The following is a 22180-nucleotide window of genomic DNA, read 5'->3' as shown; positions in this document are numbered from 1 at the left end:
TGGCCACACCAGGCCGCACCGGGAACTCCCTGAGTTCCCGGTGCGTGCCGGGTTACAGGGAGGGCAGCCCGGCCAGGGCCGTGTCGATCCGGTCCTGCGGCAGCGAGAGATCCTCAAGCCGCCCCGACAGGTAGCGGTCGTAGCCGTCCAGGTCGAAGTGCCCGTGCCCGCACACCGCGGTCAGCAGGACCTTCTCCTCGCCCGTCTCCCTGCACCGCAGTGCCTCGGCGACGACCTCGGCCAGTGCGTGGGCCGCCTCGGGGGCGGGGACGACCCCCTCGGACCTGGCGAAGCGCAGCCCCGCCTCGAAGCAGTCGTGCTGGCCCATGGCCACCGCCTCGAACATCCCCAGCTCGTACAGGTGCGACAGCAGCGGGGACATGCCGTGGTAGCGCAGCCCGCCTGCGTGGATGGGATCGGGGACGAAGCCGTGGCCCAGGGTGTGCATCTTCAGCAGCGGGGTCAGCCCCGCGGCGTCGCCGAAGTCGTAGGCGTAGACGCCCCTGGTGAGGGACGGGCAGGCCGCCGGCTCGACCGCCCGGATCACCGGGGCCATCCGCCCGGCCAGCTTCTCCCGCAGGAACGGAAAGGCCAGCCCGGAGAAGTTGGAACCGCCTCCGGTGCACCCCACGACCATGTCCGGTGCCTCGCCGAACGCGGCCATCTGCTCGAGCGCCTCCTCGCCGATCACCGTCTGGTGCAGCAGCACATGGTTCAGCAGGCTGCCCAGCGCGTACCGGGTGCCCGGTTCGGCCCCCGCGGCCTCGACGGCCTCGCTGATCGCGATGCCGAGGCTGCCCGGCGAGTCGGGGTCGTGGGCCAGTGCCTCGGCGCCGTACGCCGTCAGCGGGGACGGGCTCGGGTGCACGGTCGCGCCGTAGGCCCGCATCAGGCTCCTGCGGCCGGGTTTCCCGTCGTACGAGACGCGGACCATCCACACCTCGCACTCCAGGCCGTACTGCGCGCAGGCGAACGCCAGTGCCGAGCCCCACTGGCCCGCCCCGGTCTCCGTGACCAGCTTCCCGACCCCCTGGCGCGCGTTGTAGTAGGCCTGCGGGACGGCGGTGTTCGGCTTGTGCGAGCCGGCGGGCGAGCCGCCCTCGTACTTGTAGTAGATCCTCGCGGGGGTGCCGAGGGCACGTTCGAGCCTGCGGGCCCGGATCAGCGGGGTGGGCCGCCAGAGCCGGTAGACGTCGCGGACGCTCGCCGGGATCGGGACGAACCGTTCGGCGCTCGCCTCCTGGTCGATCAGCTCCACCGGGAACAGCGGCATGAGATCGTCCGGTTCGACGGGCCGCGAGGTGGCCGGATGCAGGATCGGTGGCGGCGGGACCGGGAGGTCGGCCACGATGTTGTACCAGTTGTGGGGGATACGGGACTCGTCGAGCAGGATTCGGGTGGCTTCGGTCATCGGGTGCCTCCACGTGTCGGATCCACTCAGTGCCGTTCTCGTCACCCACCGTAGTTCAGCTCGCGCGCGACGTCCCGGTTCCTCGCGACACCCGCCGCCACCGAGGCCACGATGGTCCGATCGGTTTCCGGCGAGAGGAATCCGCGCCCCTGAACACGCCCGCCACGCGGAGAAACCATCATTCATATAACGACTCTGAAAGCGGGAAAAAGCCCCGGGAAAGCGGTAGGGCCAGCTCGCCCACAAGGGGTCTGAGCTGGCCCTAAGCCATTCGGAGCGGACGACGGGAATCGAACCCGCGTAGCCAGTTTGGAAGATTGCGGTGCGTGACCCTCCGGCCTGCTGCGTTCCAGCTCATAGACGGTTTCGCCTTGCCCGCGAGTCCCCTTTGCTCACCCTCCTGACGGGCACGCAACGGGCACGGCCTGAGAACCCCGTGCGGACGCACGCACCCCTCTCGCCGGATCTTCCCGTCTGCCTCGTCCCACCCCGGAGGGGCAACAGCCCGGGGACGGAGGGTCAAGGCCGTCTTCGCGTGTACGTCAGCCGGTAGACGTTCCTCGGCCATTGGATGCCAACGGTCACAGACGGCCTTGATCCGGAGGAGTTGGGATGTTGGGCTTGCCTGGGACGTGGCAGACGGGAAGATCAGGCTTCCACCTCAGCCCCTCGGGTCCTCGGCGATGCGCGGGCGATCATCCCGGAGCTGAGGACCCCCGCCGGAGGCATCGCTTTTCTAACAGGGGATGGATTCTTCCTGCCGGTGGCTCAGATCATTGCTTGGGTACTCATGTGATCGCAGAACGCATCGGTCGATGAAAGCGAGTGGTTGGCCGCCACCTGCCTTCTCTAGGTTGGCTCCATGACTAATCACCCGTTCCAGATCATCTGCGAGATCGAACCGCCCACCCGGCCAGACCTGAAGCACGTCCGGCACCAGATCGGCACCCTGAGCAAGGTGGCCGACACTTTCCTCGTACCTGACAACCACATCGGCCGTGCCACAGTGTCCAGCGTGGCGGTCGCGCACGAGGTTGAGGCAATGGGGGGACGTAGTATCGCCTGCCTCAACTCACGCGACCGTAACCTGCTGGGGTTCCGCCGGGACCTGCTCACCGCAGCCGCATACGGTGTTGACCAGTTCCTGTTCGTCTACGGGGACAAGCCCAGTTCAGGTAGCCGGACCGGAGAGCTGAACGTGCGGGCGATGATCGAGGAGGTCCGAGCCCTACCGAAGGACAGCGCGTTCGCGGGAGTGCGACCCTTCCGCGTTGGCACAGCTGCGGCGCTGCGTCCGCTGCCAGCCTGGAAGCGAGCAGCGGACTTTATGTTTGTCCAGGTCAGCTTCTCGCTGGAAGCCTTGCTGAGGTGGCGGGAGGCCAACCCGATGGACGTTCCGGTATATGCAGGCGTGATGGTTCTCGCCAGTGAGACGCACGCCCAACGTCTCGCGGCTGCGATCCCAGACATCGACATCCCGAGCGAACTGGTGGAGAAAGTCGCCTCCGACCGCCTCGCCGGTGTCGAGGCCACCTGCGAACAAGTGCTCCAGATCCGAGACTCCGGAGCTTTCGACGGCGTACATCTAATCCCGGTGGCCCGGTATCGCGAGGTAGCCGCCCGGCTGGAGCACCTACTCAGCTGACGGCATGGTTGGGCAGTCCTGGCCGGTAATCGGTCCGGCGGCTCGGAGCAACTTGGCGGCGGCGCGTCGCTGGGGTCGGTGAGTGCGTTGGGTACGGCGGGTGCGCGGTACGGCTACGGCCCGGGTCGCCGCCGGCTGGGACCGGCGCCCACGCCGCACGCCCAGGCGGCGGGCGGCAGAGGGCCGGGTACGGCGGCGCGGCGCGCCGCCGCTTGATGACCACATAAGAACAATTCGGCAAGTCACTCGTGACGCTGTGACGACCCGAGCAGACGAGTGCCGTCGTGCTGGCGGATGGCCGGCACCTCGTTGTGGTGCATGGCGTCGAGAACGCGGACGGCGAATGCCTCGGATGCGAGTGATGAGACCTCGTCCGCGGTGACCCAGCGGAACGCGCGGGCTTCGTCGGTCTCGGTGAGGTGGCCGCCGATGACTTTGCAGCGGAAGACCAGGGCGACGATGCCGCGGGTCATGTTCTTGTAGACGCCGGTCAGGGTGACGGGCTCGACGTGTAGGCCGGTCTCTTCGTGGATCTCTCGGAGTAGGCCGGTGGTGATGTCCTCGTCGCGTTCCAGAACTCCGCCGGGTGCTTCCCAGTGGCCGTTGTCTCGGCGCTGGGTGAGGAGTGCGCGGCCCTGGTCGTCGATGATCACGCCTGCCACGCTGACGGAGTGCTGCGTGTTGTGGTGATCCATCGGATGTCCTCCGGGGCTGCTGATCGCTATTCTCGGACTGCGGTACACGTATGTACGAGTTGAGGAGTTGGTCGTGGCCGAGCTGCCGTTTCCGGATCTGGACCCGACCAGCGATCGGGCCGTCTTCCGGCAGATCGCCGATCACATCAGGCATGCGATCGAGCAGGGCACTCTGGCCGAAGGTGACAAGGTGCCCTCGGAAGCTCAGCTCATGCAACACTACGGCGTCGCGCGGATGACCATTCGCAACGCGCTCCAGGTCCTCCAGGGCGAGGGGCTGACGGTGGCCGAGCACGGGCGTGGGGTCTTTGTCCGGTCTCATCCTCCGGTGCGGCGGCTGGCCTCGGACCGGTTCGCGCGTCGTCATCGTGAGCAGGGCAAGGCCGCGTTCATCGCGGAGACCGAGGGTGCGGGCGGGAAGCCGACCGTCGATTCCATCGAGATCACCGAGGAGCGGCCCTCTGCGGAGGTCGCCGGATTGCTCGGGATCGGCTCGGAAGATCATGTGATCGCCCGGTCGCGCCGGTATCTGATCAACGGTCAGCCGGTGGAGACGGCCGTGTCGTACATCCCGGCGGAGATCGCGCGGGATACGCGGATCGCGCAGCCGGACAGTGGTCCGGGCGGGATCTACGCTCGGCTGGAGGAGTTGGGGTTCCGGCTGGATCGTTTCGTGGAGGAGATCCGGTCTCGGATGCCGCTGCGTGATGAGGTGCGGGCTCTCAAGCTGGCGCCGGGTGTTCCGGTGTTTCACCTGGTCCGTACTGCTTATGCCGCCGATGGTCGCGCCGTGGAGGTGTGCGACACGGTGATGTCCAGCGATGCCTATGTGCTCTCGTACGAGTTGCCTGCGCGATAGGACTTGACGTACTCCTCTAGAGGAGTCATAAATGACATACGCTCAAACTCCTATAGACGAGCAGACGTCTGGAGTGGCTGAATCTACGACGCGAAGATCAGCAGACCGAAGGGCTGTGTCTTATGACCGATCAGTGCGTGTCCTGCGAAGGACGGGGGTGGAAGTACGTCAGTCCTCGGCGCGGACTTCTCGCCGGACCTGCCGGGGGCGCGTCCTCTATGCGTGTCCGCGATGACTGCTCGATGTGCCAGGGGTTGACCACATCGCAGGCTCCGCAAGGACGGCGGTCGTGAGCAGGGCGCTGACGATGGGAGGCGTCTCCCCGGCGGAAACGGCCGAGTCGCTCCAGGCCGAACTCGATCGCCTCAAGATCTCTTCCGATGTTCACGACGGCTACGGCCTGGCGCTGGTGTCGGTCTGGGTGGGCCTGGTCGTCTGGTGCGACGGTGACCGGTTCTGGTGGCGCACCGGCTGGGACGTGCGACGTGGCCGATTCGTCTATGCGTGGCACTGCTCGACGGAACCGGCTCGTGCGGCTCGGCGGGTCGCGTTCCAGTACGCGCATCTACGCGAGCACCACTCACCGGCCTGGCTGACTTCGGATGCCGAAGGAATCGATCATGGGCCGCGCTGAGCCGCGAGCTTTGGCCGATGCCGGACCTGTCGAAGAACGACAGGTCGATGACCTGGGCGTCGGTGACTTCCTTGCCTTCGAATACAGCGCAGACGCCGCTCCGGCAGGGATCAAGATGTCGCCGGTCCGCATCGAGCGCTGTACGCAAGGTCTTCTCCCGGAGGGCTGCGAGTGGGGGAGAGTCGTGGAGATCAGCCGGCGCCTCTGGCGCAGCTTTCCCGTGGTCGCTGAGATCCGAATGGTGTGGGTGCTGTGCGAGTTCGGCGATCAGTCGTCGATCATCACGGGCGTCCCTCACAAGAGCATGATCATGATGCGGCGTTCGCCCCTTTAGACGGGTGCGGCGGTGTGGTGGAAGGTCCGGGAGGGAAACCTTGCTGTTCCGCACCGCCGCACTCTTTCGCTCGTCCACGAGGAACAGCTGTACATGCTGAGTGCCTGCTCTATGCTGACGATAAGTCGAGTAGTTGGGTTATTGAGATGTCTGTTTCCGGTGAGGAGTACGCACCTCCGAAGTACGCCCAGATCGTCGCGGCGATCCGGCACAAGATCGCGGACGGCACCTATCCGCCCGGTTCTCTGCTGCCCTCTGAGTCGCAGCTGATCCGGGAGTTCGCGGTCAGCCGTCCTACCGTTGTGCGGGCGCTTCAGGTGTTGCAGCTGCGGGGCTTCATCGACCGTGAGCATGGCAAGGGCTCGTATGTGAAGGCGGCTCCTCCGCTGGCTGAGGAGGACTTCTCCCGGCCTGGCCGTGCCGTCCTGGACCGGCCCGAAGCCAACCAGGGCGCATCGGTGCTGGAGGCGGGGCCACGTCCGGCTCCCGCGAACATCGCGGCGGCGATGGCTCTGCCCCCGGAGGCGCCCATCATGATGCGCCGGGTCCTGCTGAGCGACGGCAGCGAACCGTGTGAGCTGATCACCTTGTGGTGCCCGGTCGAGTTGGCCGAGGGGACCGACCTGGGGAAGGCGTTGCCGTTGATGGCCGGCATTCGCCAGCATGTCCAGGCGGTCAAGGGCCTGCGGCTGGATCACGTCATCGAGCGGTTGGCGGCTCGTCATCCGACGGCCGATGAGATAAAGCTTTTGGGGCTGGGGGAGACGGCGGCGGTGCTGGGGGTTGTGGCTCGGGTCTTCGCCGGGACTCGGCCTGTCATGGTCATCGAGGTGGCGCTTCCGGGGGTGCTTCATGAGCTGGAAGACACCTATGCCCTTTGATGTGATGTAGCTCACATAGCGGAACGGAAACTCGTCTTGTCGAGTATCCGTTTACCGTTTACCTTCAACTCGACAGTACGAGTTACCGACAGAGCGACTAGACAACAGGAGAGAACATCATGGCCATCCAAGGCCCCATCCCCGTCAGCTTCGACCAGGTCTTCCCGCACGGCTGCTACGTCGTCGGCGAGGTCGAGCAGGTCAAGGACTTCACCGCCTCGACCGGGGGGCGCACGGTCTATGCCAAGGACAAGACCACCGGCGAACTCGTCTGGCAGGTCGCCGTCATGGATGCGGATCCCACGCTCAAGGCCGGACAGAAGACGGTGGCAGTCAAGATCCTGTCCCCGGTCCAGCCCGTTCCCCCGGCTGCTCTGCCGGGTCTGCCGTTCGTCCCGGTCGAGTTCGACGGCATGACCGCCACCGCCTACGTCGCCGAGAAGACCGGCCGTCTGGCCTGGTCCCTGCGGGCAACCGCGATGCGTGCTCCTCGATCCGGTGCGGCCTCGACCAAGGCTTCGGCCGGTAAGGACATCGCGGCCTGACACGCAAGCGGGGCCGCTGGAACTGGCATTCCGGCGGCCCCTCGGTTCTCCCCAGACAGCGAATCAAGAGAGGCCCCAAGCCTAATGTTCAAAAAACTGCCCGGCGACGAGACACGAACCCTCGTCTCCACCACCCCCGACACCGCCGTAGTGTTTCGCCCGGCCGTGGTCCACACCCCGGCCATCTTCACCATCACGATCTTCCTGTGGCGGCTGCTGGCCAGAGTGGTCCGGCTCGTCTGGCGTCACCCGATCGCCGTGGCGTTGGTTGCCGTTCCCGCCATGCTCGGCGTCCTGTACGGCTGGCGCGTCGCCCTGGTCGTCGTCACCGTTCCCCTCTCACTCCTCGCCCCGTGGCCGTTCTTCGATCGGCCCTCGTTCGATCGCTGGGTGGGCTGGCGGCTGCTGGCCTTCTGGCGCCGGGTGTGGATCTACCGGCGGCACTGGCAACCAGTGATGATCGTCTCCGGGCTCGGCCGTCATCTCCAGGGCCGCGACTACCTGCCCCGCCTCGTCGGCGTCCGCTGTACCTCGTGGGCCGATGTGGTCACGGTGAAGATGATCAGCGGTCAGTCGGTCAAGGACTGGTCCGACCACATCGACCACCTCGCCCACGGGTTCGGTGCCTCCTCCTGCCGGGTGGCCGTCGTGCGGGCCGGTCGTCTGCAACTGACCTTCCCCCGGCGTGACCCGCTGGCCGTCCCGCTGCCGGCGGTTCCCCTCCCCGTGGTGGCGTCGGTGGGTCCGGTCGAGATCGGTATGTGTGAAGACGGCAGTCCGTACCGGCTCACGGTGCATGGCACACATGTGCTGATCGCGGGCGCGACGGGTGCGGGCAAGGGCTCGTTCCTATGGTCGGCCATCCGTGGTCTCCTCCCGGCCGTCCGGGCGGGCCTGACTCAGGTGTGGGCGCTGGACCCCAAGCGGATGGAACTGTCCTACGGGCGCGAGATCTTCGGAGACCGGTATGCCGCCGATCCGGCCGCGTGCGCGGATCTGCTGGAAGCAGCCGTACAGGTCATGCAGGAGCGGGCTGATCGCTACGCCGGACTTCAGCGCTCCCACACTCCCACCCTCGATGACCCGTTCGTCCTGGTGCTCGTCGACGAGGTGGCGTTCCTGACCGCCTACCAGTCGGACAAGGGCCTCAAGCTGCGGATCTCGGCCGCGCTGGCGACGCTGACCACCCAAGGTCGCGCGGTCGGGTTCGGCGTGATGGCCGCTCTCCAAGACCCGCGCAAGGAGGTCATGAACATCCGCAACCTGTTCCCCGACAAGATCGCGCTCCGGCTGGACGAGTCGGAACAGGTGGACATGGTCCTCGGCGACGGCGCACGGGACAGGGGAGCGCTGGCCGATCACATCTCCCCGATCCCCGAGCAGGGTGCGGGTGTCGCCTATGTACGACTGGAGACCTCACCCGACCCCATCCGGGTCCGCGCGGCCTACGTCTCCGATGCCGACATCCGCACCATGGCGGCCCTGATGACCGGCGACACCCTGCCGATCGAGATGGAGGGGGCGGCCTGATGCGCATCATCCTGCACGGCACCCCGGCCCAGATCGACGCCCTGTCCTTCCGGCGGCTGAGGACCTTCGACGGTTCCGACCTGGCCGAGGTGACGGTGATCGTTGACCTCGACTCCGCCCGGCTGCGCAAGCACCCCTACCGCGACGCCTACCGGATCTGTGCTGACTTCATCGACCCCGAGGGGGCCATGTGACCGACACCCCCGTCCCCCCGTCCACCCCCTCGACCGACGCCCCGCCGAACGGCTCTGATCGCACCCTGCCCCGGCTCCTCCGCGACACTCTGCCTGTCGCCCTGGATGTGGCCATCGAGGTCGCCAAGCTCAACGGGGTCTGCATCCGCCCGATCGAGATGCGGCGCCTGGACACCCACACCGGCACCGTTGAGCCGTTCGACATCCCCTGTGGCACCACCCAAGAGGCCAAGTGTCCGCCGTGCGCCAAGCGCAATCAGCAGCTGCGCCGGGCGCAATGCCGGGAAGGCTGGCACCTGGATCACGAGCCGATCGCCGAGCCCCACCCCTCCACTGAAGACCAGCGATGGCTGATCGAGTTCCGGGCCGACGTGCAGGCCAAGCGGGGTGAGGCCGAACGCGACGGGGAAGAGGTCGCCGACTGGGACGAGGCGATCGCGGGCATTGACGCGGAGATCAACGCCGCTGGGATGCGGGGCAACGTCCTGGGCGGTCGAGCGACCCCGAAACGCTCGCGTTCGACGAGGCGGCGTCAGGATGCGCCGGACCTGCCCAAGCGGGCCAAGCAGGACACCACCCTCGGGCGGACCTTCATCGCCGCCGATGGCAGGGTCTACCGGCCGTCGCTGTTCGTCACCCTCACCCTGCCCTCGTACGGCAAGATCCGTTCCGGCCTGGGCGTGCCGGTCGATCCGAGCACCTACGACTACGCGGCGGCGGCCCGCGACGCCTTGCACTTCTCCAAGCTGGTCGATCGGTTCGTGCAGAACCTGCGCCGGGTGGCCGGCTATGACGTGCAGTACTTCGCCACGGTGGAACCTCAGAAGCGGCTCGCGCCTCATCTGCACATGGCCATCCGCGGCACCTTGCCCCGCGCGGAAATCAAGGCCATCGCCGCCGCGACCTACCATCAGGTGTGGTGGCCCTCGGTCGATGAAGTGAAGTTCGACGGTGACCACCTGCCCATCTGGGCGGAACGGGCCGACCTGGGCGACGGTGCCACCTACCCGGACGGACAGAGCGGCGACTACCTCGACCCCGAAACCGGGGAACTGCTGCCCACCTGGGACGAGGCGCTCGATCAACTCGACCAGGACGAGGCGGCCGAACCGCTGCACGTGGTCCGCTTCGGCCCTCAAGTCGATGTTCAGGGCATCGTCGCCGGATCGCCGGACGCTCACAAGCGCATCGGCTACCTCACCAAGTACCTGACCAAGAACCTCGGCGACACCCTCGACCCCACCACCGACGATCCCGCTCGCCGTGACCACGCCGTGCGGATGGTCGAAGCGCTGCGCTACGAACCGTGCTCGCCCACCTGCCCGAACTGGCTGCGGTACGGCATCCAGCCCAAGGGCGCCAAGGCGGGCATGCTGCCGGGCCGGTGCAAGGGCAAGGCGCACAAGGCCGAACACCTCGGCTACGCGGGGCGTCGCGTCCTGGTCTCGCGCAAGTGGTCCAACAAGACCCTTCGCGAGCACAAGGCCGACCGCCGGGCCTGGGTCCTCGACATGCTCGGCCTGCCCGACGACACCGAGACCGACTCCCACCGCTACATCTGGCGGCCGGTCTCGACCAGCGACCCCAACCGCACCCCACTGGCCAAACGGCTGCTGCGCGGGGTCGCCGACCGCCACCGCACCAAAGCACGCCTGGCCGAACTCCAGGCCAGAGCCGACGGCACCCCTGTTCCAGATCTTTCGGCAACTCCGGCCCTGGGGGTGGCGGCATGACCAGGAAGACCAGGCAAGAGCCCGTCTCGCTCCTCCCGGAACTCGCGCGGGGGCGGCTGCTCACCGTGGAAGAGGCCGCCGAGCGGCTCAACACCACACCCCGTTTCCCCCGGCGCCTGATCGAGGAACGCCGGATCGCCTTCGTCCACGTCGGCCGGAACGTCCGAATCCCCGAAGCGGCCCTTGAGGCGTTCATCGCCGCCGGGCTGGTCGAGCCGATCACCACCACACGCCGCAGGAGGGCCGCGTAATGGCTAAAACCGCTCTGCCCACCCCAGAGGAAGACCCCCGGCCATCAAGGGGCAGGAAGGCCGCTAAGAGGCGCTTCGGGCGTGTGCGGAAACTCCCCTCCGGGCGGTTCCAGGCCCGCTACCCCGGTCCTGACGGCATGGACCGCCCTGCCCCGGAGACCTTCGCCACCAAGAAGGACGCGGACAGGTGGCTCGTCCTGAAAGAGGCCGAGATCCAGCGGGGCGACTGGATGAGTCCGGAGCGCGGGAAGGTTCTCTTCGGCAAGTACGCCGCCGAGTGGATTGATGATCGCGTACTCAAGCCTCGGACAGAGGGGCTGTATCGCGGGCTCCTGAAGAACCACCTTGCTCCGACTTTCGGCAATCACCACCTCGCCGACATCAAAGAGGCCGATGTACGGCGCTGGCGCAAGGAACGGCTCGGCGTCGTCGGACAGTCCACCGTGGCCAAGGCTTACCAGCTCCTCAAGTCGATCATGGGAACGGCGGTGGACGATGAGCGGATCCGCCGTAACCCGTGCCGGATCAAGGGCGCCGGCACGCCGGACACCCCGGAACGGGAGATGATCCCGCTGGCCAAGGTTCTGGAGATCGCGGACGCGGTTCCCTGCCGGTATCGAGCGCTGGTGCTCCTAGGGACCTTCGCAAGCCTGCGATGGGGTGAGCTGGCGGGGCTACGCCGAACGCATCTCGACTTGGACGGGGGAGTGGTCCGGGTTGTGGGCGCGCTGGCCGAACTCGACGGGGGCACCCTTGTTGAGGGCACGCCCAAGTCGCGGGCCGGTCGGCGTACGGTCTCCATCCCTCCGGAGATCATTCCCGATCTGCGGGCGCATCTCGATGAGTTCGCGGAGCAGGGGGAGCACGGGCGCGTCTTCGTCGGTCCCAAGGGGGCGATGCTGCGGCGCTCCGGCTTCCGCCGGATCTGGAGGAAGGTACAGGCCGACGTGGGCCTACCGGGGTTCCGCTTCCATGATCTCCGGCACGTCGGTAACACCTTGGCATCGGACAGCGGGGCGAGTCTCAAAGAGCTGATGACCCGGATGGGGCACTCCTCCACGCGGGCGGCGCTGATCTACCAGCATGCGAGCAAGGATCGTGACCAGGCCATCGCGCGTGCCCTCGGCCAAGCTTTCAAGAAAGCTCGGGATGGCGGGCACAAAAAAGCATCGGGCACGCCACGGGCACGAAAGATCCTGAAGTTTTAGGAAAACACAAAAGGCCAGGTCGCCGCATATGGGCTGACCTGGCCTTTCATCGTTGGAGCGGACGACGGGAATCGAACCCGCGTAGCCAGTTTGGAAGACTGGGGCTCTACCATTGAGCTACGTCCGCGCGAAGCGGCTTCAGTCTGGTCTAGACTTCATCCGTTCGTCAGGGCGTAAGCGTACCGGAGTTCCGGAGCGTGCGCGTACTCGACCTACCGGGGTGTGGCGCAGTTTGGTAGCGCACCTGCTTTGGGAGCAGGGGGCCGCAGGTTCAAATCCTGTCACCCCGACGCATGCCGGGCATCGGTTCCGACCGGTGCCCGGTTTCTCGTTGTACAGGGGTGTGAGTTCTCGGCCAGGCGAGGCAGGGCACCTGGACGACGCATGTCTGGAAGACCGCCTCGCGGTGCGGGAGCGCGGTGCGGAACGTCAGCGGTGGGCGCTGAAGAGGGCCCAGACGGCCTTGCCGCCGCAGTTGAGGTAGTCCCAGCCCCAGCCCTGACTGTAGGTCTCCACGATGTAGAGGCCCCGGCCGTTCTCCGAGATGAAGTCCGGCTCCTTGGGGGTCGGAACCTCGTTGCTGGGGTCCATCACGGCCAGGAGCACGTGGGGCGAGAGACGCAGCAGGACGAGCGTGATCGGGGTGATTCCCGGCTGGCCGGGCGGACACAGCGCGTAACGGACCGCGTTGGTGACGAGTTCCGAAACCACTAGCGCTGCGTCATCGCTGAGCTCCGCCAGTCCCCAGTCGCGGAGCGTCGAGCGTGTCACGTCCCGGGCGGTCTTCACCGAGTCGGCCTGGCTGGGCAGAGGGCATGCGGTGGCGTCGGACTGGTTGGCCTCGAGCAGCTCGTCAAAGCTCACCTCGCGGGTCGCCTGCAGGTAGTCGGCAGCCGATTTTGGCTCCTCCACCATCCTGCCGGTACCTCCCGCTGTCATCGTGAGTCTCCGTACCACGTGAGAGTTTTCAGAGCTTGTGCACCATAAGCCCAATATGCACTAAGCCATCATGGGTCACTGGAACGTCTGCTGCAAGACCCAAATGCACGTGCAGTTGCAATGTGCAGCAGCATGGACGGTTAGGTCGGCGACTTGGCGAATTGGGCAGTGACTTGAGACCTTGTCATAGCGGCCGGAAGTAGTGACACTGTGTGCGCTGGCCCAAGTAGAGAGGGAGGCGAAGTGGCGCAGGTTCAACCGGGATCAGGTCCCACAGCTCTGCGTATCCTCTTAGGCTCCCAACTGCGTCGTCTGCGCGAGGCCAAGGGGCTCTCGCGAGAGGAGGCAGGCCATCTGATCCGCGGATCCGAATCCAAGATCAGTAGGATGGAGCTCGGCCGGGTTGGCCTGAGAGAGCGCGATGTGGCGGATCTGCTCACCTTCTACGGGGTGGAGGACGATCGCGCCCGGTCGGCGATCATGGATCTGCTGCTCAGGGCCAACGAACCCGGCTGGTGGCACCGGTTCAACGACCTGCTGCCCTCATGGTTCCAGACGTACGTCGGCCTGGAGGAGGCAGCCTCCCGGATCCGTACGTACGAGGTGCAGTTCGTGCCGGGCCTGCTGCAGACGAAGGAGTACGCCAGGGCGGTCATCACCGCGGGGAGCGCCGGCATAGCGCCCGACGAGATCACCCGCCGGGTCGACCTGCGGATGGAGCGCCAGCAGGTGCTCAGGCGGCCCGACGGCCCGTTCTTCTGGGCCGTCATCGACGAGGCCGCGCTGCGACGTCCCATCGGTGGTGCGGACGTCATGCGGGCACAGCTGGAGCACCTGCTCGACCTCATGCGGCAGCCGAACATCACAATCCAGGTGATGCCCTTCAGCTTCGGCGGGCACAGCGCGGAGGGCGGTGCCTTCAGCGTGCTCCGCTTCAACGACAGCGAGCTCCCGGACGTGGTCTACGTCGAGCAGCTGGCCAGCGCCCTCTACCTGGACAAGCGCGAGGATGTCGACCGCTACAGCGAGGTCATGGAGCGGCTGTGCGCGGTCAGTACCACCCCCGGTGAGACGAACGACATCCTGAGGCGGATCATCAAGGAGGACTGAGCGGTCATTGGTCGCTCCAAGGTGTCGCTCTGCCCTAGACTGGCCTGCGGCGCTGAACACCCGCCGCAGTGGAGCGTGCCCTAATCTCGCGCGTCTCGATGGCTGTGCCAGGTGCCACTCATGTGGGCGCGGCGCGAGAGCTTGCCGCGATAGCCGCTACGACTTGGCGCGCCCGCGATCACTCGAAGTTTGATCAAGGAGACGACCCCGTGAAGACCGCTGTGGAGGAGCTCAGCCCGACCCGGGTAAGGCTTACCGTCGAGGTGCCGTTCGAGGAGCTCGGTGAGAGCCTGCAGGCGGCGTACAAGAAGGTCGCGCAGCAGGTGCGCGTCCCCGGGTTCCGCCCCGGCAAGGTTCCGGCCCGCATCATCGAGCAGCGGTTCGGCCGCGCGGTGGTGCTGGAGGAGACCCTCAATGACGCGGTGCCCAAGCTGTACGGCCAGGCCGTCGACGAGAGCGAGATCTTCCCGGTCAGCCAGCCGGAGATCGAGGTCACCAAGATCGAGGACGGTCAGCAGGTCGAGTTCACCGCCGAGGTGGACATCCGTCCCGAGTTCGACGTCCCCGACTACCAGGGCATCGAGGTGACCGTCCCGGTCTCCGAGGTCTCCGACTCCGACATCGACACCCAGCTGGACGGCCTGCGCCAGCGTTTCGCCACGCTGACCGGCGTCGAGCGCGCCGCCGCCGCGGGCGACTTCGTCGTCATGGACCTGGCCGCCTCGATCGACGGTGTCAACATCGAGGAGCAGCAGGCCAACGACGTCTCCTACGAGGTCGGCGCCGGCTCGGTGCTGCAGGGCCTGGACGACGCCCTGGTCGGCCTGTCCGCCGGTGAGACCAAGGAGTTCACCACCAACCTGGTCGGCGGCGAGAACGCCGGCGAGGAGGCCGTGGTCACCATCACCGTCAAGAGCGTCAAGGAGAAGGTCCTCCCCGAGCTCGACGACGAGTTCGCCCAGCTCGCCAGCGAGTTCGACACCCTTGACGAGCTCAAGGCGAGCATCAGCGAGCAGGCCCGCCGCAACAAGCTGATCGACCAGGTCGTCCAGGCCCGTGAGAACGCGCTCGACGCCCTGCTCGGCAAGATCGACATTCCGCTGCCGGAGAGCGCGCTCAAGGCCGAGGTCGACAACCGCAAGCACAACCTCGAGCACCAGATCGCCGACAGTGGCCTGAGCAAGGAGGCGTTCTTCCGCCTCTACCAGACCACCGAGGAGGAGCGCCTCGCCGAGTTCGACGAGAGCGCCGCGAAGGCGCTCAAGACGGGCTTCGTCCTCGACAAGATCGTCAAGAGCGAGGAGCTCGGCGTCAGCGAGCAGGAGCTGACCAACTTCGTGGTGCGCCGCGCCATGCAGATGAACGTCGCGCCCAACACGCTGGCCCAGCACCTGGCCGACAACGACCAGCTCACGCTGGCCATGGTCGAGATCGTCCGTGACAAGGCCAAGAGTGTCATCGGCGATGCCGCGAAGGTGACCGACGAGGCGGGCAACGAGGTCGACCTCAAGGCCATCTACACCGAGATCAACGGTGAGGAGTCCGCCGAGACCGAGGAGGCCACCGAGGCCACCGAGGCTGACGCCGCGAAGTAGCCCCAGAGCGAAGCGAGGGGGCGCCGTCGAGCGCCCCGGACGCCCCCGCCGCGCTCAGCGTGGCGGGGGCGTCCGCGCTCTCCCGGTCCCGGTCAGGGCCTTCGGCCGCTCCTTCGGGGCCGGACCGAGGGCGATGTGGGGGTGAGCGCGCCGCAGAGCGCTGCCCTGGCGCTCTCCTGGACTCCTCCGGTTCCTCCCCGGCTTCCAAGGGGTTCGCAGGCTCCTGGGCCCTCTGAGGGCCGCGACCTTCCGCTCTTTCGCGCCGGAAGTCCTCTCAGCGGTCCTCCACGATCCGTCTCCGGCGTCCGCACACGTATCCCGCGAGCTCCGACACGCCGTACGGGCCCCGGTTTCCGAGCCTTTACCGAGGCGCGCGGCGGGAGGTTCCAGGCACGGTGCGGAGGCGGCGGGCAGCATGCGCCGTCAGCGAACAGCGCGTTGAGGGGGCATGTCCGGTAGGCCACGCGCGTTAAGGTCACAAGCAAAGCCAATCGATTACGACGCATCGGAAGGTGACGCTGTGACCAGCCCGCCGACCTTCTACCAGCCGACCGGCTCCGGGCCCGAGTCGATGAGCCAGCCGAATGGCTCGTTCAGGCTCGAAGACCAGCTCTACCAGCGGCTGCTGCGTGAGCGCATCATCGTGCTGGGCACCCAGGTCAACGACGAGATCGCCAACCGAATCTGCGCAGAGCTGCTGCTGCTCGCCGCGGACGACTCAGAGCGCGACATCTGGCTCTACATCAACTCGCCAGGCGGTTCCGTGACCGCTGGGATGGCGATTTACGACATGATGGAATACGTGCCTAACAATGTGTGCACGGTCGCGATGGGTCTGGCCGCTTCCATGGGCCAGTTCCTGCTCTGCGCCGGCGAGCGGGGCAAGCGTTACGCCCTGCCGCACGCTCGCATCATGATGCACCAGCCGTCCGGCGGCATCGGCGGTACCGCAGCCGACATCGCCATCCAGGCTGAGCAGATGCTATATGTCAAGAAGACCCTCGCCGAGCGCATCGCGTTCCACACCGGTCAGAATCTGGAGCAGATCGAGGCCGACTCCGACCGTGACCGCTGGTTCACGGCCGAGGAGGCCAAGGACTACGGCTTCATCGACCAGGTCGTGCGCAGCGCTCGACAGGTGCCCTCCACGGGCGCCGTCTCCTGAAGGGGCACAAGGTGAGTGAGTTGATCCGGCCGGGAGACATCAACGGCCGTTACGTTCTTCCGTCCTTCAGTGAGCGCACGTCCTACGGCGTGCGGGAGATGAACCCGTACGCCAAGCTCTTCGAGGACCGCATCATCTTCCTCGGCGTGCAGGTGGACGACGCGTCGGCCAATGACGTCATGGCGCAGTTGCTGACCCTGGAGTCGCTCGACCCCGACCGTGACATCAGCATCTACATCAACTCGCCGGGCGGTTCCTTCACCGCCATGACGGCGATCTACGACACGATGCAGTTCGTCCGGCCGGAGATCCAGACGGTCTGTCTGGGCCAGGCGGCCTCGGCGGCGGCGGTCCTGCTGGCCGGCGGCACGCCCGGCAAGCGCTTCGCCCTGCCGAACGCCCGCATGCTGATCCACCAGCCCTCCACCGAGGGGGGCGGCCAGGGAAGCGACATCGAGATCCAGGCGCGTGAGATCCTCAGGATGCGCGCGCAGATGGAGAGCATCATCGCTCAGCACTCGGGCAGGGCGCCGGAGGCGGTCCGCAAGGACATCGAGCGGGACAAGATCCTTGACGCCGTGGAGGCCAAGGAGTACGGGCTGATCGACGACATCATCCCGTCCCGCAAGAAGCTCGCGAAGGCCGTAGCCTCCTAACGAGGCATATCGCACCGGAACCGTGCCGAATCGGGCACGTTCCGGTGCGACTCGCCGCTAGGGGGCTCACTGAGGGCTCAGAAGACGGTAACGTCGAAACCTAAGCGGGATGACTTTTCGATCGGGTATCGGGCCGGTCGGAAGAAACGGACCGCGGCAGCCAGGGCGGTCCCACGCAAAGGAGTATCTGGGGTGGCACGCATCGGCGACGGGGGAGACCTGCTGAAGTGCTCTTTCTGTGGAAAGAGCCAGAAGCAAGTCAAAAAGCTCATCGCCGGACCCGGCGTATACATCTGCGATGAGTGCATTGACCTCTGCAACGAGATCATCGAGGAGGAGCTCAGCGAGTCCTCTGAGCTCAAGTGGGACAGCCTTCCCAAGCCGAGGGAGATCTACGAATTCCTCGACGCCTACGTCATCGGTCAGGACCAGGCGAAGAAGGCTCTCTCCGTAGCGGTCTACAACCACTACAAGCGGGTGCAGTCCGGCGAGCGCGGGCGTGACGACGGCATCGAACTGGCCAAGTCCAACATCCTGCTCCTGGGCCCGACCGGTTCCGGTAAGACGCTGCTCGCCCAGACGTTGGCGAAGATGCTGAACGTTCCGTTCGCCATCGCCGACGCCACAGCCCTGACAGAGGCGGGCTATGTGGGCGAGGACGTAGAGAACATACTGCTCAAGCTGATCCAGGCCGCTGACTACGACGTCAAGAAGGCCGAGACCGGCATCATCTACATCGACGAGGTCGACAAGATCGCTCGTAAGAGCGAGAACCCGTCGATCACCAGGGACGTCTCCGGTGAGGGCGTGCAGCAGGCCCTGCTGAAGATCCTGGAGGGCACGACCGCGAGTGTGCCGCCGCAGGGCGGCCGTAAGCACCCGCACCAGGAGTTCATCCAGATCGACACCACCAACGTGCTGTTCATCTGCGGTGGAGCCTTCGCCGGTCTCGAAAAGATCATCGAGTCCCGGATCGGCCGCAAGGGCATCGGTTTCAACGCCATCATCCGTTCCAAGGAAGACATCGACAGCTCCGACATCTTCGGGGACGTCATGCCCGAGGACCTGCTGAAGTTCGGCATGATCCCCGAGTTCGTCGGCCGGCTCCCAGTCATCACGAGCGTTCACAACCTTGACCGTGAGGCGCTCATCCAGATCCTCACCGAGCCGCGCAACGCCCTGGTCAAGCAGTACCGGCGCCTGTTCGAGCTGGACAATGTCGAACTCGAGTTCACAGACGACGCACTTGAGGCGATCGCGGACCAGGCGATCCTGCGCGGCACCGGCGCCCGTGGCCTGCGAGCGATCCTGGAGGAGGTTCTCCTCTCGGTGATGTACGAGGTGCCGTCGCGGCAGGATGTGGCGCGCGTCGTCATCACCCGCGAGTCGGTTCTCGAACACGTCAACCCCACGCTCGTGCCGCGTGACCAGCTCAACAAGCAGCAGCGGCCGCCGCGCGAGAAGTCCGCGTGATCCAGCCTGGACAAACCGGTTTTCACGGCTGACGCCCCCGCAGGGAGATCCTGCGGGGGCGTCGCCGTTTCCGGCGGTTTCCGCCGGGCCGGCCGGTGGCGCATTCGCCGGACGATTTCCGCAGCCGGTCCGCGGGGCCGATGGCATGGCGGGGCTCGCGAGATGGGGGAACATGTCGCAACTCTTCGGCTGGGGAACATCGAGTGCGCGGACATCCCTAGACTTGGGCATCGTGACGACGCCAGAGCTGCCCACCCAGTACACACCTGCCGACGTGGAGACCCGGAGCTACGAGCGCTGGGTATCGGAGGGATACTTCACCGCTGATCCGAGCGGCGAGCGCGAGCCTTACAGCATCGTCCTGCCTCCGCCGAACGTGACCGGTGTCCTGCACATCGGCCACGCACTCGACCACTCGATCCAGGATGCGCTGACCAGGCGCGCTCGCATGCGCGGCCAGGAGACGCTCTGGCTGCCAGGCATGGACCACGCTGGCATCGCCACCCAGAACGTCGTCGAACGCGAGCTCGCCAAGGAGGGCCTGTCCCGGCACGACCTCGGCCGAGAGGCGTTCGTCGAACGGGTCTGGCAGTGGAAGGAGGAGTCCGGTGGCCGGATCCTCGGCCAGATGAAGAAGCTCGGCGATGGCGTGGACTGGTCACGCGAGCGCTTCACCATGGACCCCGGACTCTCCCGCGCCGTTCAGACGATCTTCAAGAGGCTCTTCGACGACGGGCTCATCTACCGCGCCGAGCGCATCATCAACTGGTGCCCGCGCTGCCTGACCGCGCTCTCGGACATCGAGGTCGAGCACAGCGAGGACGAGGGTGAGCTCGTCTCGATCCGCTACGGCGACGGCGACGACTCCATCGTGGTCGCCACGACCCGGGCCGAGACGATGCTCGGTGACACCGCCGTGGCCGTGCACCCCTCCGACGAGCGCTACGCGCACCTGATCGGAAGGGAAGTGGAGCTACCGCTCACCGGGCGTCTCATCCCGATCGTCGCCGACGAGCACGTCGACCCGGCCTTCGGCACCGGAGCGGTCAAGGTCACCCCGGCGCACGATCCGAACGACTTCGAGATCGGACGCCGCCACTCGCTGCCGTCCCTGACGATCATGGACGAGCGCGGTGTGATCACGGCCCACGGCCCGTTCCAGGGGCTCGACCGCTTCGAGGCCAGGCCCGCAGTGGTGGCCGCACTGCGCGCCGAGGGCCGGATCGTGGCGGAGAAGCGTCCCTACCTGCACTCCGTCGGGCACTGCTCGCGCTGCAAGACCGTGGTCGAGCCGCGGCTCTCACTCCAGTGGTTCGTCAACGTCTCGCCCCTGGCGAAGGCGGCGGGCGACGCGGTCCGTGACGGCCGGACGAAGATCCACCCGCCGGAGCTGGCCAAGCGCTACTTCGACTGGGTCGACGACATGCACGACTGGTGCATCTCCCGGCAGCTGTGGTGGGGGCACCGCATCCCGGTCTGGTACGGCCCCGACGGTGAGGTCGTCTGCGTCGGCCCCGACGAGCAGGCGCCCGATGGCTACGTCCAGGACCCCGATGTCCTCGACACCTGGTTCTCCTCCGGGTTGTGGCCGTTCTCCACTCTCGGCTGGCCGGACAGGACGCCTGAACTGGCGAAGTTCTACCCGACCTCCGTCCTGGTGACCGGCTACGACATCCTGTTCTTCTGGGTCGCCCGAATGATGATGTTCGGCATCTACGCGATGGACGGCGAGCCGCCGTTCCGGACCGTGGCTCTGCACGGCATGGTCCGGGACCAGTACGGCAAGAAGATGTCGAAGTCGTTCGGCAACGTCGTCGACCCGCTCGACTGGATCGAGCGCTTCGGCGCCGACGCCACCCGTTTCACGCTGCTACGCGGAGCCAACCCCGGCTCCGACGTGGCGATCAGCGAGGAATGGGCAGGAGGGTCGCGCAACTTCTGTAACAAGATCTGGAACGCCACTCGCTTCGCGCTGATGAACGGTGCCGTGACGGGTGAGCTTCCGGTTGAGGAACTGACCGCTGCCGACAGGTGGATCCTGTCCAGACTCCAGGAGATCGTCGCGTCGGTGGACGCCGCGTTCGAGGACTTCGAGTTCGCCAAGATCTCCGACCTGCTCTACCACTTCGCGTGGGATGAGGTCTGCGACTGGTACGTGGAACTCGCCAAGATCCAGATCGCCTCCGGGCAGGAGCACACCCGGCTCGTGCTGGGCCATGTCTTCGACTCGCTGCTCCGTCTGCTCCACCCGCTGGTTCCGTTCGTCACCGAGGAACTGTGGCGAGCGGTCACCGGGCACGAGTCGATCGTGGTTGCGCCATGGCCGACGGTCCAGGAGTCATTGCGTGATCCCTCGGCGGAGGAGGAGATCATCGCGGTGCAGGGGCTGATCACCGAGGTGCGCAGGTTCCGTTCCGATCAGGGCCTCAAGCCAGGGCAGCGGGTCGCCGCGCGGCTCTCGCTCGCCGGTACGGCGCTGGCCTCTCACGAAGGGGCGATCCGGTCGTTGCTCCGGCTCGACCAGCCGTCCGATTCGTTCGCCGCGACCGCCCGTCTCGATGTGAGCGGGGTTGTCGTGGAGATCGACACGGCGGGGACGATCGATGTGGCCGCCGAGCGTAAGCGCCTGGAGAAGGATCTCGCGGTGGCGCGTAAGGAGGCGGCCCAGGTCGCGGCCAAGCTCGGCAATGAGCAGTTCATGGCCAAGGCGCCGGACGATGTGGTGACCAAGGTGCGGTCCCGTGCCGCACAGGCCGACCAGGACATCGCGCGGTTGCTCGCTCAGCTGGCGGCGTTGCCGGCGAGCTGACTGGCCGATGGCCTGAGTTCGAGAGCAGTGCGAGAGTCCTGACCCGGAGTTCCAGCCGGTGGTTGGGAGGGGAACAGCCCAGGTCAGGAAGTTGGGGCGAGCCGAGAACCCGGAGTCTTTTGACTCCGGGTTCTCGTGTTTGAGAGCTTGAGTCTCAGGGAAGACCTAGTTGTTACCAGGAAGTTGGTCATGGTGGCCCTAGGAGGCTGCTAGAGTTTTTCAGGCAGGGCAAAGTCCTGCACCCCCCTCTGAGAATCTGGCAAATCGGGCGTGTCTGCACAAGTTGGACATCGACCGGATGTTGGAGTAAGTTAGAGGGGTTGCCCTGGAGACAGGGTGGTCGCAATCCTAGCGGATTCGGCAGGTCTGGGTCGACGGTCGGGAAGCCGACAAGTTGACACAAACCCGGCAGATCTGGTAAGATGGTGACACGGAATGGAACGCCCCGAAGTCCGGGACACCGCGAACGCGGGTCTGCGAACAACGGTGTACGCGTCCGTTTCTTGAGAACTC

General features: G+C 66.4%; 20 protein-coding genes and 2 tRNA genes. 18 read left to right on the top strand and 4 right to left on the bottom strand.

The window, feature by feature from the left end:
• Positions 1–52: 52 nt before the first annotated feature.
• Entirely contained in the window at positions 53–1411 is a 1359-nt protein-coding gene (locus tag ABT061_RS44280) for a TrpB-like pyridoxal phosphate-dependent enzyme (RefSeq protein ID WP_350929691.1), read from the bottom strand.
• Between the two features lie 862 nt (positions 1412–2273).
• On the opposite strand from ABT061_RS44280, the gene ABT061_RS44275 reads away from it, so the two are divergent.
• Complete coding sequence (locus tag ABT061_RS44275; protein ID WP_350929690.1) at positions 2274–3056, top strand: methylenetetrahydrofolate reductase; 783 nt, start codon at positions 2274–2276, stop codon at positions 3054–3056.
• Positions 3057–3298: 242 nt separating this feature from the next.
• On the opposite strand, the gene ABT061_RS44270 is transcribed toward ABT061_RS44275, so the two are convergent.
• Positions 3299–3751: an NUDIX hydrolase gene (locus ABT061_RS44270; protein WP_350929689.1), complete on the bottom strand. Its 453-nt coding sequence runs from the start codon at positions 3749–3751 to the stop codon at positions 3299–3301.
• A 73-nt stretch (positions 3752–3824) separates the two neighbouring features.
• Between ABT061_RS44270 and ABT061_RS44265 the strand changes: the two genes are divergently transcribed.
• From ABT061_RS44265 to ABT061_RS44220, 10 genes are all read left to right on the top strand, one after another.
• On the top strand, positions 3825–4610 hold the full coding sequence (locus ABT061_RS44265) for a GntR family transcriptional regulator (RefSeq protein ID WP_350929688.1): 786 nt from the start codon (positions 3825–3827) through the stop codon (positions 4608–4610).
• A 289-nt stretch (positions 4611–4899) separates the two neighbouring features.
• A complete protein-coding gene (locus ABT061_RS44260) occupies positions 4900–5244 on the top strand; it encodes a hypothetical protein (RefSeq protein ID WP_350929687.1) in 345 nt (114 codons plus the stop codon).
• Positions 5231–5578 carry a hypothetical protein gene (locus ABT061_RS44255; protein ID WP_350929686.1) on the top strand — a complete coding sequence of 116 codons (348 nt, stop codon included), beginning with the start codon at positions 5231–5233 and terminating at the stop codon, positions 5576–5578. The genes ABT061_RS44260 and ABT061_RS44255 overlap by 14 nt, the downstream gene beginning before the upstream one ends.
• Positions 5579–5724: 146 nt before the next feature.
• Positions 5725–6459: a GntR family transcriptional regulator gene (locus ABT061_RS44250; RefSeq protein WP_350929684.1), complete on the top strand. Its 735-nt coding sequence runs from the start codon at positions 5725–5727 to the stop codon at positions 6457–6459.
• Positions 6460–6578: 119 nt separating this feature from the next.
• Positions 6579–7004, top strand: coding sequence for a plasmid replication, integration and excision activator (locus ABT061_RS44245; RefSeq protein WP_350929682.1), 426 nt, complete (start codon positions 6579–6581; stop codon positions 7002–7004).
• Between the two features lie 84 nt (positions 7005–7088).
• On the top strand, positions 7089–8534 hold the full coding sequence (locus tag ABT061_RS44240; RefSeq protein ID WP_350929680.1) for an FtsK/SpoIIIE domain-containing protein: 1446 nt from the start codon (positions 7089–7091) through the stop codon (positions 8532–8534).
• Positions 8534–8728: a hypothetical protein gene (locus tag ABT061_RS44235; RefSeq protein ID WP_350929678.1), complete on the top strand. Its 195-nt coding sequence runs from the start codon at positions 8534–8536 to the stop codon at positions 8726–8728. Before ABT061_RS44240 ends, ABT061_RS44235 begins: the two co-directional genes overlap by 1 nt.
• Entirely contained in the window at positions 8725–10461 is a 1737-nt protein-coding gene (locus tag ABT061_RS44230; protein ID WP_350929676.1) for a replication initiator, read from the top strand. Before ABT061_RS44235 ends, ABT061_RS44230 begins: the two co-directional genes overlap by 4 nt.
• Complete coding sequence (locus tag ABT061_RS44225) at positions 10458–10712, top strand: excisionase family DNA-binding protein (RefSeq protein ID WP_350929674.1); 255 nt, start codon at positions 10458–10460, stop codon at positions 10710–10712. Before ABT061_RS44230 ends, ABT061_RS44225 begins: the two co-directional genes overlap by 4 nt.
• Before the next feature lie 83 nt (positions 10713–10795).
• Complete coding sequence (locus ABT061_RS44220; RefSeq protein WP_350929672.1) at positions 10796–11920, top strand: tyrosine-type recombinase/integrase; 1125 nt, start codon at positions 10796–10798, stop codon at positions 11918–11920.
• Between the two features lie 53 nt (positions 11921–11973).
• Here ABT061_RS44220 and ABT061_RS44215 read toward each other — a convergent pair.
• Positions 11974–12047: transfer RNA gene (locus ABT061_RS44215), tRNA-Gly, on the bottom strand.
• Between the two features lie 89 nt (positions 12048–12136).
• Between ABT061_RS44215 and ABT061_RS44210 the strand changes: the two genes are divergently transcribed.
• Positions 12137–12210: transfer RNA gene (locus ABT061_RS44210), tRNA-Pro, on the top strand.
• A 139-nt stretch (positions 12211–12349) separates the two neighbouring features.
• Here ABT061_RS44210 and ABT061_RS44205 read toward each other — a convergent pair.
• On the bottom strand, positions 12350–12859 hold the full coding sequence (locus ABT061_RS44205; RefSeq protein ID WP_245651726.1) for an ATP-binding protein: 510 nt from the start codon (positions 12857–12859) through the stop codon (positions 12350–12352).
• Between the two features lie 243 nt (positions 12860–13102).
• Here ABT061_RS44205 and ABT061_RS44200 point away from each other — a divergent pair, with 243 nt between their 5' ends.
• The 6 genes from ABT061_RS44200 to ABT061_RS44175 all read left to right on the top strand — a co-directional run bounded on the left by ABT061_RS44200 (position 13103) and on the right by ABT061_RS44175 (position 21667).
• A complete protein-coding gene (locus ABT061_RS44200) occupies positions 13103–13969 on the top strand; it encodes a Sco1979 family transcriptional regulator (RefSeq protein WP_030917746.1) in 867 nt (288 codons plus the stop codon).
• 209 nt (positions 13970–14178) lie between these two features.
• Positions 14179–15564: a trigger factor gene (gene tig / locus ABT061_RS44195; protein WP_350929670.1), complete on the top strand. Its 1386-nt coding sequence runs from the start codon at positions 14179–14181 to the stop codon at positions 15562–15564.
• A gap of 520 nt (positions 15565–16084) precedes the next feature.
• Positions 16085–16729 carry a ClpP family protease gene (locus ABT061_RS44190; protein ID WP_030917742.1) on the top strand — a complete coding sequence of 215 codons (645 nt, stop codon included), beginning with the start codon at positions 16085–16087 and terminating at the stop codon, positions 16727–16729.
• A gap of 11 nt (positions 16730–16740) precedes the next feature.
• Complete coding sequence (locus tag ABT061_RS44185) at positions 16741–17385, top strand: ATP-dependent Clp protease proteolytic subunit (RefSeq protein WP_030917740.1); 645 nt, start codon at positions 16741–16743, stop codon at positions 17383–17385.
• A 192-nt stretch (positions 17386–17577) separates the two neighbouring features.
• A complete protein-coding gene (gene clpX, locus ABT061_RS44180; RefSeq protein ID WP_030917736.1) occupies positions 17578–18858 on the top strand; it encodes an ATP-dependent Clp protease ATP-binding subunit ClpX in 1281 nt (426 codons plus the stop codon).
• Positions 18859–19030: 172 nt separating this feature from the next.
• Positions 19031–21667, top strand: coding sequence for a valine--tRNA ligase (locus ABT061_RS44175; protein ID WP_350929667.1), 2637 nt, complete (start codon positions 19031–19033; stop codon positions 21665–21667).
• Positions 21668–22180 lie beyond the last annotated feature (513 nt).

This window comes from Streptosporangium sp. NPDC002544 (assembly GCF_040295965.1).
GTDB lineage: Bacteria > Actinomycetota > Actinomycetes > Streptosporangiales > Streptosporangiaceae > Streptosporangium.
This window is presented reverse-complemented; position numbering and strand designations above follow the sequence as displayed.

Bases quoted from the DNA above. Each gene is read 5' to 3' on its own strand.
- ABT061_RS44255 (WP_350929686.1), top strand. From the start codon at position 5,231: ATGGGCCGCGCTGAGCCGCGAGCTTTGGCCGATGCCGGACCTGTCGAA.
- ABT061_RS44225 (WP_350929674.1), top strand. From the start codon at position 10,458: ATGACCAGGAAGACCAGGCAAGAGCCCGTCTCGCTCCTCCCGGAACTC.
- ABT061_RS44175 (WP_350929667.1), top strand. From the start codon at position 19,031: ATGTCGCAACTCTTCGGCTGGGGAACATCGAGTGCGCGGACATCCCTA.
- ABT061_RS44240 (WP_350929680.1), top strand. From the start codon at position 7,089: ATGTTCAAAAAACTGCCCGGCGACGAGACACGAACCCTCGTCTCCACC.
- ABT061_RS44275 (WP_350929690.1), top strand. From the start codon at position 2,274: ATGACTAATCACCCGTTCCAGATCATCTGCGAGATCGAACCGCCCACC.
- ABT061_RS44235 (WP_350929678.1), top strand. From the start codon at position 8,534: ATGCGCATCATCCTGCACGGCACCCCGGCCCAGATCGACGCCCTGTCC.
- ABT061_RS44245 (WP_350929682.1), top strand. From the start codon at position 6,579: ATGGCCATCCAAGGCCCCATCCCCGTCAGCTTCGACCAGGTCTTCCCG.
- ABT061_RS44280 (WP_350929691.1), bottom strand. From the start codon at position 1,411: ATGACCGAAGCCACCCGAATCCTGCTCGACGAGTCCCGTATCCCCCAC.
- ABT061_RS44250 (WP_350929684.1), top strand. From the start codon at position 5,725: ATGTCTGTTTCCGGTGAGGAGTACGCACCTCCGAAGTACGCCCAGATC.
- ABT061_RS44270 (WP_350929689.1), bottom strand. From the start codon at position 3,751: ATGGATCACCACAACACGCAGCACTCCGTCAGCGTGGCAGGCGTGATC.
- ABT061_RS44205 (WP_245651726.1), bottom strand. From the start codon at position 12,859: ATGACAGCGGGAGGTACCGGCAGGATGGTGGAGGAGCCAAAATCGGCT.